Below are 10,331 nucleotides of genomic sequence, written 5' to 3' on the forward strand. Positions count from 1 at the left end.
GTGGGTGGTTGCCTTCTTTCTGTATTTATCAACCACGCACGGGCGCGTCGCGCCTGTGGATAACCCGGCTCGCTCCCGTCGATCCGGTCGGTGCCCGACGCCAGTGTCGTCGGCATGCCCGCAACGTTCTCACCTTCAGCGCTCCAGGCCCTCGTCGACCGCCAGCACGGATTGGTCACAGCCGCGCAACTGCACGCCCTCGGATTTCCGCCGTCGCGAACGCGACAACGCCTCGAGACGGGGCGATGGCAGCGAGTTCTGCACGGGGTCTACGCGATCACCTCGGGTCTGCTCACCCGGGAGGCGATCCTCGAGGCGGCCCTGCTCTACGGCGGGACCGCGACGGTGCTCAGTCACCGGACTGCCGCGGAGCTGTGGGGGATGGTTCCGGTGGACGAGTCCGGTCCCGTCCACGTCACGGTCCCCTACGGTGTCTCCGCGATCGGTCAACCCGCGACATCGGTCGGACATGCGCTCCACCGCGACCGCGTGGTGCCCGCGCGGGGGAGTGTCCTGCACCCCGGGGTGGCAGTGCACCGGTCGCGCGCGCAACGCCACATCGGCGCCGCCGACCTCCTGCCGCCTCGCACGACCCGCGCGGACACCGCGCTCGACCTCGCCATTGCGCAGCCGTCGGCGCACGAGGCATACGTCAGTCTGATCGGCACCGTCACCAACGCTCGCGTCCGCCTGGACGACATCCGGCGCCGGATGTACGAACGAACCCCGCGTCGCTACAGGAAGGCGCTCGAGGCGGCCGTCCGGCTGCTGGCCGAGGGCGTCCAGTCGATGCTCGAGTACCGCTACGCGGTCGAGGTGGAACAGGCCCACGGACTTCCGGCGGCGCGCAGGCAGGGGCCGGTGGTGGTCGATGGCCGGACGCTCTGGGAGGACTGCGACTACACCGAACACGGTGTCCCGCTGATCGTGCGTCTCGACGGCCGCCGGTCGCACTCCATGCGTGAGGTCGCGTTCAGGGACCGTCGCCGCGACAACGCCGCCGAACTCGCCGATCGGCCCAGGTTGGTGTTCGGCTACGAGGAGGTCGTCTGGACGCCGTGCCTGGTAGCGGGGGAGGTCGAGCGGGTGTTGCGCCGCGAGGGCTGGCGTAGGCGGGACGAAAACCCGTGTCCCGCCTGTGCGCGGTTGGCGAGTCCTGACACTCGTCAACCGCGCACGGGCGGCGGAGCCGCCTAGACCGTGTAGCCGCCGTCGACGTTCAGCTTCTGGCCGGTGATGAATCCGGCCTTGTCGCTCGCGAGGAAGCAGACGGCCTCGGCGATGTCGACCGCGGAGCCGAAGCGCTGCAGGGGGATCCGGCTCATCGCGACGGCCTGTGCGCGCTCGTCGAGGTCGGCGTTGCCCATCAGACGTTCGGCCATTCCGTCGGTGAGCATGCCGGGGCCGACGGAGTTGAAGCGGACGCCGAAGCGGCCCTCCTCGGCGGCGAATGCCCGGACCAGAGCCTCGACGGCGCCCTTGGTCCCGGAGGATAGGCCGTCGCGGACGGGGAAGCGGTCGGTGGCCGCAGTGGTCACCGCGACGACCGAGCCGCGCGCCGCGCGCAGCCCTGGGAGCATTGCGTGCACGAGCGCGAAGAACGCGGTCGCCTCGGCGCCGAGATGCTCGGAGAAGGTGTCGGGGGAGACCTTGGACAGGTGCACCATCGGGATGTGCGGGCCCGCCGCGTGCACCAGCACCGACGGGTCGCCGAGCTCGGCGGTGATCTCCTCGGCCCACTTCGCGACCCGGTCGCGGTCGGTCAGGTCGACGGCGTCGGCACGGGCCCGACCGCCCGCCGCGGTGATCTCCTCGACCAGGGCGGCTGCGCGGTCGGCGCCGGAACGGTAGGTGAACGCGACGGGGAGCCCTTGGGCGGCGAGCCGCCGGGTGATCTCGATCCCGATGCCGCCCGATCCGCCGGTGATCACGGCGCAAGTGTTTTGCTGCACCCCGATACCCTAACAAGCGCTTGGTTGATACTCTGTGGGGTGTGACCCCTCCGCCCAGAGCTGCCGAAGAGTCTGCCAGCAAGTCCGGCCGCCGCGCCGAACTCCTCGCGCTGGCCGCCTCCCTGTTCGCCGAGCGCGGTCTGCGCGCCACCACTGTGCGCGACATCGCCGACTCGGCCGGGATCCTGTCCGGCAGTCTCTACCACCACTTCGACTCCAAGGAGTCGATGGTCGACGAGATCCTCAAGGGCTTCCTGGACGAGCTGTTCGGACGCTACCGCGACATCGTCGCGGAGGGGCTCGGATCGCGCGCCACCCTCGAGGCGATGGTGATCGCGTCCTTCGAGGCGATCGACGGTTCGCATGCCGCGGTCGCGATCTATCAGGACGAGGCCAAGCACCTGGTCGGCAACGAGCGCTTCGAGTACATCACCGAGCGCAACAAGGAGTTCCGAGGCCTGTGGGTCTCGGTCCTCGAGGCCGGCATCGCCGACGGCAGCTTCCGGCCCGACATCGACGTGGAGCTGGTGTACCGCTTCATGCGCGACACCGTCTGGGTTCCGGTGCGCTGGTACCGGCCCGGAGGCCCGATGACCGCAGAAACGGTCGCCAAGCAGTATCTCGCCATTGTGCTCGACGGGCTCTCCAGCCCACAGTCACGGTCCGATTCGTAGGGAGTTTCCATGCCTGAGGCATACATTGTTGACGCCATCCGCACCGCGGTCGGCAAGAAGGGCGGTGCCCTCTCCGCGGTGCACCCCGCGGACCTCGGCGCCGGGGTGATCAAGCAGCTCCTCGAGCGCAACCAGGTCGACCCGAGCGAGATCGACGACGTCGTGTTCGGCTGTGTCGACGCGATCGGCCCGCAGGCCGGCAACATCGCGCGCACCGCCTGGCTGGCCGCCGGCTACCCGGAGGATGTCCCCGGGGTCACCGTCGACCGTCAGTGCGGATCCAGCCAGCAGGCCGTTCACTTTGCGGCGCAGGCGATCCTGAGCGGAACCGCGGACCTGATGGTGGCAGGCGGCGTGCAGAACATGAGCATGATCCCGATCGCCTCGGCGATGGTGGTCGGCGAGCAGTTCGGTTTCGAGACCCCGTTCAAGGGTTCGAAGGGCTGGGAGCACCGCTACGGCGACGAAGAGGTCTCGCAGTTCCACGGCGCCGAGCTGATCGCCGAGAAGTGGGACATCAGCCGCGAGGAGATGGAGCGCTGGGCGCTGCAGAGCCACGAGCGTGCGCGCAAGGCGATCGCCGAGGGTCGCTACGACAACGAGATCGTGCCGGTCGGCGAGTTCAGCATCGACGAGGGCCCGCGTGAGACCAGCCTCGAGAAGATGGCCGGGCTCAAGACCCTGACCGACGGCGGACGCCTGACCGCAGCCCTGGCGAGCCAGATCTCCGACGGCGCCAGCGCGACGCTGCTCGCCTCCGAGGCCGCGGTGAAGAAGCACGGCCTCAAGCCCCGCGCCCGGATCCACCACATCAGCGCCCGCGGCGCCTCGCCGATCTTCATGCTCAGCGCGCCGATCCCCGCGACCAAGTACGCGCTGGAGAAGACCGGCCTGACCATCGACGACATCGACGTCATCGAGATCAACGAGGCGTTCGCACCCGTCGTGCTCTCCTGGATCAAGGAGATCGGCGCGGACCCGGCGAAGGTCAACGTCAACGGCGGCGCGATCGCGAACGGGCACCCGCTCGGAGCGACCGGCACCAAGCTGTTCGCGACCATGCTCAACGAGCTCGAGCGCACCGGTGGGCGCTACGGCCTGCAGACCATCTGCGAGGGCGGCGGCACCGCGAACGTGACGATCATCGAGCGCCTGGGCTAGAAACCCCTCCGCGTAAGCAGATTCGGCCCCGCACCCCTCCGGCAGGGGGATGCGGGGCCGAACTCGTCGGTGCACCGCGGACGGTGTCCGTCAGTCGAAGGTGCCGATCAGCGCGAACAGCGCGTCCGCGATGCGCTCGCACCACGCGTCCGCGTCCTCGTATCCGCGTGAGACGCCGCGGATCATGGTGGCCGACACCAGCAGGTCGAAGACGGTGTCCGACGCCGATGCGGCGGCGGCAGGCTCCGCGTCCGGCACCGCCAGCAGGATTCGGTCGAGCAGCGCCTTGCGGGCGGGCACCTCGGCCCGCTGCACGAGTCGCTCGTAGACGCCATCGTTGTGATTCCAGGTGGACAGCAGCCCGGGTATCGCGGAGCGGGCGGCCGGGTTCGCGGTGCGGTCGAGGAACTTGCGGGTCCAGGCCAGCAGGTCGGCGTGTAGGTCGTCGGTGTTCGGGGGCAGCGGCACATCGCCCATGGACTCGAGGCCGAAGATGGCGTCCTCGATGATCATCTCGCGGGTGGCCCAGCGGCGGTAGATCGCGGGCGCGCTGACCTTCGCCCGTCGGGCGATGGCCTGGATGGTGGTCTTCTGGTAGCCCGACTCGACGAGCAGCGCGATGGTTGCGTCGAGGACCGACCGGTCGACCTGGGGATCTCGGGGCCGGCCTGGGCCGGCTTGTTCGACAGGGTGATCTCCGGATCCATTCACATCGCCGGACAATACCGGAGCTGAACAGCCCCGGAGCGATAATAGTTACGGGGTGACACGGAACTCATACGTCGCGTGAGGCGGGTCGGGGTTATCGTCGGGGCATGTGCCGAAACATCACCGAGCTCCGCGGCCTCGAACCGGCCGCCACCGCGGAGGAGATCGAGGCGGCCGCCCGTCAGTACGTGCGGAAGGTCAGCGGGGTGCAGAAGCTGTCCGACGCCACCAGGGAGCCCTTCGAGCAGGCCGTCGCCGAGGTCACGGCGACCACGATGCGGCTGCTCGGGGTGCTGCCCGCCCGCAAGCAGCCACCGGCCACGGTGCCGCCGCTGCGCAGGCCCGAGGTCCGCGCGCGGATTGCCGCGGCCGCCGCGAACGACTGAAGGGCACCGCCGGCCGGATGAACCGGCCGATGGTGCCCTTCTGCATGGGGAGCGCGCTCAGGCGCGCACCGGCGGTGCCGGTCAGGCGCGCAGTGCGCCCAGCGCGTCGATCCGCTTCACGGCGTCCGCCATGATCCGGTCGATCAGTTCCTGGCAGCTCGGCAGGTCGTCGACCATGCCGACCACCTGACCGGACGCGAGCACGCCCGCCTCGGTGTTGCCGTCGACCAGGCCGGCCTTGAGCAGCATCGGGGTGTTGGCGTACATGATGATCTGCAGCCAGGTCTTGTCGGTGGTCTTGCGCATCGCCAGGCCCTCTTTGAGGAGGGTCGACCACTTCATGCCGGTCATCGCCCTGACCTTGGGGGCGTTCCTGGCCGCGGCGACGAGTCCCCGCGCGTAGCTGGACTTCTCGAGGCTGTTGACCAGGTCGGTGTTGAGCACCCGGTGCGGCATGCCGTCGACCTTCACGGACACGGTGGTGTCCTGCAGGCCGCGCTTGAGGTACTCCTGCTTGACCGAGTCCGGCACCGCGCTGTCGCTGGTGAGCAGGAAGCGGGTGCCCATCGCGACGCCCGCGGCGCCGTAGGACAGCGCGGCCGCCAGGCCGCGGCCGTCGAAGAAGCCGCCGGCCGCGATCACCGGGATGTCGACCGCGTCGAGCACCGACGGCAGCAGCAGGGTCGTGGCGACCGGGCCGGTGTGGCCGCCGCCCTCGCCACCCTGCACGATCACCGCGTCGGCGCCCCAGGAGGCGACCTTGACGGCGTGCTTGGCCGCGCCGATGGACGGGACCACGACGACGCCGTTGTCCTTGAGCTTGCTGATCAGGTCCTTCTTCGGCGCCAGCGCGAACGAGGCGACCTTGACCTTCTCGCGGATGAGCAGGTCGATGCGCTCCTGCGCGTCCGTCGCGTCGGCCCGGATGTTGACGCCGAACGGCTTGTCGGTGAGCTCCTTGGTCCGCAGGACCGCCGCCTCGAGCTCGTCGTAGGTCATCGTCGCCGAGGCGAGGATGCCCAGCCCGCCCGCGTTGGACGTGCCAGCGGTCAGGCGCGGGCCGGAGACCCAGCCCATGCCCGTCTGCACGATCGGGTGCTCGATGCCGACCAGTTCGGTCAGCGGCGTGCGCAGGACGGCGGTCATGCCTGGACCTCGCGCTCACGCAGGCCGCGCGGGTCGATGACCTCGCGGATCAGGCGCAGCTCCTCGGCGGTGGGCTCGCGGGTCACGCCTGCCTCGGCCAGCCCGGCGACCTCGAAGGAGGTGTTCTCGGCGACCTCGTCCGCGGTGACGCCCGGGTGCAGGCTCAGCGCGCGCAGCGTGTGGTCGGGCCCGCCGAAGTCGAAGACGCCGAGGTTGCTCACCACGCGGTGCAGGTGCAGGTACTTGAACGCCGGGTTCGCGGGGTCGACCTTGTCGTAGCCGACACCCGAGACCACGTCCACCTTGTCCACGAACACGCGCGAGGTGTGCTTGGGGACGAAGTAGCTGGTGGCGTGGTTGATGGTGTTGCCCGGGGCGCCGCGGACGCCGAACATCTGCCGGGTCGGCTGCTGCAGCGGACCGAACGCGGACAGGTTCTGGTTGCCGTACCGGTCGATCTGGTTGGCGCCCATGACCACGTGGCGGCGCCCGGAGGCGACGACGTCGAACACCTTGCGGAACGGCATCCAGCCCTCGATCGGGGCCTTGGCGCCGACCGCGGGGGTGTCGCTGAAGATCAGCGCCTCGCCGTCGGTGATGAGCAGATCGGGCTCGGTGGTGAGCCGCGCCAGCCGCGCGCCGATGGTCGCCAGCGTCGACATCGGGCTGGCCATGATCTCGCCTGCACCCGAGAAGATCTCGGCGCACGCGATCGCGCAGTACTCCGCGCGGGTGATGGTCTCGGTGGAGGTCATGCCTGCTCCTCTGCGAACTTCTTGACGGCGGCCTGGTAGTCGTCCTCGCTGCCGGACAGGTAGGTGTCGACGAAGACCTGCCACGACTCGGGGGTCTTGGCGGCCTCCGCGTAGTGGCGCTGGAACTTCTCGTCGCGGCCGTAGCTCTCGCCTGCGAGGGTGAAGTGGGCGCCGTTCGGGGCCTCCACGACGCCGTCGACCATCATGCGGTTGAGGATCAGCTGCTGCAGCGGAACGGCCTTCACCAGCTCCTCGGTCTCGACGATGCGCTCGACGGAGACGTAGCGCTTCTCGGCGGCCATGCAGTACAGGTCGTCGAAGTACGGGTCGACGCCGTTGTAGGCGGCGTTGCCATGCTTGTCGCCCAGGTTCAGGTGCACGAACGACGCGTCCAGGTTCAGCGCGGGCATCGCGATGAGCGTCTCGGCCTTGCCGGACTCGTCGGCGTACGGCGAGGTGACGGTCTTGAGCTCGTCGCCCCAGAAGTTCAGGACGTCCGAGCCGAGGCCTGCGCGGATCGGCAGGAACGGCAGGCGGGCCGCGGCGGCCTCGAGGCCACACTTGACCATGCCCTCGTCCATCTCGCGGACCTCGATGGCGCCGGTGGTGCGGGCCTTTGCGAACCACGGGTCGTAGAACGGCGCGGAGTCCAGGGACACGAAGCCGTAGTAGGCCTTCTTGACCTTGCCCGCCGAGCACAGCAGGCCCAGGTCCGGTCCGCCGTAGGTGACGACGGTCAGGTCCTTGATGTCCGAGCGCAGAATCGCGCGCACGAACGCCATCGGCTTGCGGCGCGAGCCCCAGCCGCCGAGGCCGATCGTCATGCCACTGCGCAGTTCGCCGACGACCTCGTCGAGCGACATCCTCTTGTCACGCATTGTCTTTCAACTCCCTACTTGTTCGCGCGCGGCTTGCCGGTGGCGACGAACTCGTCGCGGTGCTCGTCGGCGACGCCGGCGAGGTTCAGCTCGAACGTGAAGCCCTGCTCGATCCGGTAGCTGGTGTGCACGTCCATCACGTCGATGCGGTTGATCGCTTCCTTGGCGCGCCGGATGACCCGGGTGTCCTTGGCGGCGATCTCGCCTGCGATCTTGAGTGCACATGCGTCGAGCTCGGCGCGCGGGACGACGTCGTACACGGAGCCGAAGTGCTTGAGCGTCTGGGCGTCGACGTTCTTGGCCGTGTAGTACAGCGTGCGCATCATGTGCTGGGGGACCAGGCGGGCCAGGTGCGTGGCCGCTCCGAGGGCGCCGCGGTCGACCTCGGGGAGGCCGAAGATCGCGTCGTCGGACGCGACGATGACGTCGGCGTTGCCGACCAGGCCGACGCCGCCACCGACGCAGAAGCCGTTGACGGCGACCACGACGGGAACCTCGCAGTCGTAGACCGCGGAGAACGCCGCCGCGCAGCCGCGGTTGGCGTCGATCAGGGCGCCGTGACCCTCAGTGGCCTGCATCTCCTTGATGTCGACGCCGGCGTTGAAGCCGCGTCCCTCGGCTCGCAGGATCACCACGTGGGTGCTCGGATCCTTGCCCGCCGCGAGGACGGCGTCGGCCAGTTCGAACCATCCCTTAGACGGGATGGCATTCACCGGCGGGTAGTCGACGGTGACCGTGGTGATGCCGGCCCCATCGGATTTGGAAGTGATTCCCATCGTGATTCCTTAGGTAGGTCGCCAAACCAAGCGATTGCTTGGTAAGTTAGCACACCTGCGGGTCGGGCTGGAGTTCGATTTTCGGCGGATGACCCCCGACCCGCAGAGAATCCCTGACAGTGGAGGTACTGGTGGATCTAGGTCTTGACGGCAGCGTGGTGCTGGTCACCGGCGGTGTGCGCGGCGTGGGCGCGGGCATCAGCCGCGCGTTTCTGCGCGCGGGCGCCACGGTGGTGACCTGCGCGCGACGGCCGGCTGACGAGCCGATCGAGGTGGACGGCCGCGGCGTGGAGTTCATCTCCTGCGACCTGCGCGATGCCGAGCAGGTGCAGTCGATGATCGACTCGATCGTCGCCACCCACGGCCGCCTCGACGCCGTCGTCAACAATGCGGGCGGGGCGCCGTACGCCCTGGCCGCGGACGCCAGCCCCCGCTTCCACTCGAAGATCGTCGAGCTCAACCTGCTCGCCCCGCTCCTGATCTCGCAGATCGCGAACGCCGTCATGCAGAAGCAGGACACCGGCGGCTCGATCGTGATGATCAGCAGCGTCAGCGGCAGCCGCCCGTCGCCTGGCACCGCCGCCTACGGCGCCGCCAAGGCCGGCATCGACAGCCTGGCGGCCAGCCTCGCGGTGGAGTGGGCGCCGAAGGTCCGGGTGAACTCGATCGTGGTCGGCCTGGTCGAGACCGAGCAGAGTCACCTGCACTACGGCGGGGCCGACGGCCTGGCCGCGGTGAGCAAGACCGTCCCGCTGGGTCGGATGGCGCGGCCCGAGGACATCGGGAACTGTGCGACCTTCCTGGCATCGCCGCTGGCGTCCTACGTCAGCGGTTCGACACTGACGGTGCACGGCGGCGGCGAGCGCCCCGCGTTCCTGGCGGCGTCGGACGCAGAGACATCCAACAAGCCAGTGATGGAGGAGCAGAAGTGAGTGGATTGGTAGACGGTCGCGTCGTCATCGTGACGGGCGCGGGCCGCGGTATCGGACGGGCACACGCACTGGCGTTCGCGGCCGAGGGCGCGAAGGTCGTCGTCAACGACATCGGCGTCGGCGGCGACGGCACGGCGACCGGTGAGAGCCCCGGCGAGCAGGTTGTCGCGGAGATCATCGCCGCGGGTGGACAGGCCGTGGTGAACGGCGACGACGTCGCGGACTGGGACGGCGCGCAGAACCTGATCAAGACCGCCATCGACAACTTCGGTGGCCTCGACGTGCTGGTCAACAACGCGGGCTTCCTGCGCGACCGGATGCTGGTCGGCATGAGCGAGCAGGAGTGGGACTCGGTCATCCGGGTGCACCTCAAGGGCCACTTCGCCCCGCTGCGGCACGCGGCCGCGTACTGGCGCGCCGAGTCCAAGGCCGGACGTCCGGTGGACGCGCGGATCATCAACACCAGCTCGGGCGCCGGTCTGCAGGGCAGCATCGGTCAGGGCAACTACGCGGCCGCGAAGGCGGGCATCGCGGAGATGACCATCCAGGCCGCCGCCGAGCTGAAGAACTACGGCGTCTCCGTGAACGCGATCGCGCCCGCGGCGCGCACCCGGATGACGGTGGGCGCGGGCGGCGCGATGGCCGAGGCGATGGCCGCTCCCGAGGAGGGCTTCGACGCGATGGCGCCGGAGAACATCTCCCCGCTCGTGGTCTGGCTGGGCAGCGCCGAGTCGAAGGATGTCAGCGGCCGGGTGTTCGAGGTCGAGGGCGGCAAGATCACCGTCGCCGAGGGCTGGCGGCACGGACCCACCCAGGACAAGGGCGAGCGCTGGGATCCGAAGGAGATCGGCCCCGTCGTTGCCGATCTGCTCGAGAAGGCGGAGACCCCCACCCCGGTCTACGGGGCGTAAGAAGGCGGCTGCGCCGCCCGTGCGCGGTTGACGAGTGTGTGGACTCGTCAAC

At 69.4% G+C, this 10,331-nt stretch carries 12 protein-coding genes; 6 read left to right on the top strand and 6 right to left on the bottom strand.

What is annotated here, in order from left to right:
* Nucleotides 1-114: 114 nt before the first annotated feature.
* The gene (locus ACWFRB_RS25810) at nucleotides 115-1,197 is read left to right on the top strand and encodes a type IV toxin-antitoxin system AbiEi family antitoxin domain-containing protein (RefSeq protein ID WP_452644101.1); all 1,083 of its coding nucleotides are present in this window, start codon (nucleotides 115-117) and stop codon (nucleotides 1,195-1,197) included.
* On the opposite strand, the gene ACWFRB_RS25815 is transcribed toward ACWFRB_RS25810, so the two are convergent.
* Complete coding sequence (locus ACWFRB_RS25815) at nucleotides 1,194-1,952, bottom strand: SDR family NAD(P)-dependent oxidoreductase (protein WP_452644103.1); 759 nt, start codon at nucleotides 1,950-1,952, stop codon at nucleotides 1,194-1,196. The two genes, ACWFRB_RS25810 and ACWFRB_RS25815, sit on opposite strands and share 4 nt — an antisense overlap.
* Before the next feature lie 41 nt (nucleotides 1,953-1,993).
* On the opposite strand from ACWFRB_RS25815, the gene ACWFRB_RS25820 reads away from it, so the two are divergent.
* Nucleotides 1,994-2,626 carry a TetR/AcrR family transcriptional regulator gene (locus tag ACWFRB_RS25820; RefSeq protein WP_452644105.1) on the top strand — a complete coding sequence of 211 codons (633 nt, stop codon included), beginning with the start codon at nucleotides 1,994-1,996 and terminating at the stop codon, nucleotides 2,624-2,626.
* 9 nt (nucleotides 2,627-2,635) lie between these two features.
* Nucleotides 2,636-3,787: an acetyl-CoA C-acetyltransferase gene (locus ACWFRB_RS25825; protein WP_452644107.1), complete on the top strand. Its 1,152-nt coding sequence runs from the start codon at nucleotides 2,636-2,638 to the stop codon at nucleotides 3,785-3,787.
* Nucleotides 3,788-3,877: 90 nt separating this feature from the next.
* On the opposite strand, the gene ACWFRB_RS25830 is transcribed toward ACWFRB_RS25825, so the two are convergent.
* Entirely contained in the window at nucleotides 3,878-4,498 is a 621-nt protein-coding gene (locus ACWFRB_RS25830) for a TetR/AcrR family transcriptional regulator (RefSeq protein WP_452644109.1), read from the bottom strand.
* Between the two features lie 104 nt (nucleotides 4,499-4,602).
* Here ACWFRB_RS25830 and ACWFRB_RS25835 point away from each other — a divergent pair, with 104 nt between their 5' ends.
* Nucleotides 4,603-4,881, top strand: a complete 279-nt coding sequence (locus ACWFRB_RS25835; protein WP_452644111.1) for a DUF2277 domain-containing protein — start codon at nucleotides 4,603-4,605, stop codon at nucleotides 4,879-4,881.
* 81 nt (nucleotides 4,882-4,962) lie between these two features.
* Here the strand turns inward: ACWFRB_RS25835 and ACWFRB_RS25840 are convergent, their stop codons facing one another.
* From ACWFRB_RS25840 to echA20, 4 genes are read right to left on the bottom strand one after another with little or no spacing between them, the layout of a single operon-like run.
* Nucleotides 4,963-6,027 carry an NAD(P)H-dependent flavin oxidoreductase gene (locus ACWFRB_RS25840; RefSeq protein WP_136910777.1) on the bottom strand — a complete coding sequence of 355 codons (1,065 nt, stop codon included), beginning with the start codon at nucleotides 6,025-6,027 and terminating at the stop codon, nucleotides 4,963-4,965.
* Entirely contained in the window at nucleotides 6,024-6,782 is a 759-nt protein-coding gene (gene ipdB / locus ACWFRB_RS25845) for a cholesterol ring-cleaving hydrolase subunit IpdB (RefSeq protein ID WP_452644113.1), read from the bottom strand. The genes ACWFRB_RS25840 and ipdB overlap by 4 nt, the downstream gene beginning before the upstream one ends.
* Entirely contained in the window at nucleotides 6,779-7,660 is an 882-nt protein-coding gene (gene ipdA / locus ACWFRB_RS25850; RefSeq protein WP_097214303.1) for a cholesterol ring-cleaving hydrolase subunit IpdA, read from the bottom strand. The genes ipdB and ipdA overlap by 4 nt, the downstream gene beginning before the upstream one ends.
* A 14-nt stretch (nucleotides 7,661-7,674) precedes the next feature.
* Nucleotides 7,675-8,436: a (7aS)-7a-methyl-1,5-dioxo-2,3,5,6,7,7a-hexahydro-1H-indene-carboxyl-CoA hydrolase gene (gene echA20, locus ACWFRB_RS25855; protein ID WP_077042907.1), complete on the bottom strand. Its 762-nt coding sequence runs from the start codon at nucleotides 8,434-8,436 to the stop codon at nucleotides 7,675-7,677.
* Nucleotides 8,437-8,567: 131 nt separating this feature from the next.
* On the opposite strand from echA20, the gene ACWFRB_RS25860 reads away from it, so the two are divergent.
* Nucleotides 8,568-9,368 carry an SDR family oxidoreductase gene (locus ACWFRB_RS25860; protein WP_097214312.1) on the top strand — a complete coding sequence of 267 codons (801 nt, stop codon included), beginning with the start codon at nucleotides 8,568-8,570 and terminating at the stop codon, nucleotides 9,366-9,368.
* Nucleotides 9,365-10,279, top strand: a complete 915-nt coding sequence (locus tag ACWFRB_RS25865; RefSeq protein WP_452644117.1) for an SDR family oxidoreductase — start codon at nucleotides 9,365-9,367, stop codon at nucleotides 10,277-10,279. The genes ACWFRB_RS25860 and ACWFRB_RS25865 overlap by 4 nt, the downstream gene beginning before the upstream one ends.
* Nucleotides 10,280-10,331 lie beyond the last annotated feature (52 nt).

It is taken from the genome of Rhodococcus sp. NPDC055112 (genome assembly GCF_053607505.1).

Excerpts from the sequence above, each read along its gene's own strand:
- ACWFRB_RS25810 (WP_452644101.1), top strand. The coding sequence starts at position 115 with ATGCCCGCAACGTTCTCACCTTCAGCGCTCCAGGCCCTCGTCGACCGC.
- ACWFRB_RS25825 (WP_452644107.1), top strand. The coding sequence starts at position 2,636 with ATGCCTGAGGCATACATTGTTGACGCCATCCGCACCGCGGTCGGCAAG.
- ACWFRB_RS25835 (WP_452644111.1), top strand. The coding sequence starts at position 4,603 with ATGTGCCGAAACATCACCGAGCTCCGCGGCCTCGAACCGGCCGCCACC.
- ACWFRB_RS25840 (WP_136910777.1), bottom strand. The coding sequence starts at position 6,027 with ATGACCGCCGTCCTGCGCACGCCGCTGACCGAACTGGTCGGCATCGAG.
- ipdB (WP_452644113.1), bottom strand. The coding sequence starts at position 6,782 with ATGACCTCCACCGAGACCATCACCCGCGCGGAGTACTGCGCGATCGCG.
- ipdA (WP_097214303.1), bottom strand. The coding sequence starts at position 7,660 with ATGCGTGACAAGAGGATGTCGCTCGACGAGGTCGTCGGCGAACTGCGC.
- echA20 (WP_077042907.1), bottom strand. The coding sequence starts at position 8,436 with ATGGGAATCACTTCCAAATCCGATGGGGCCGGCATCACCACGGTCACC.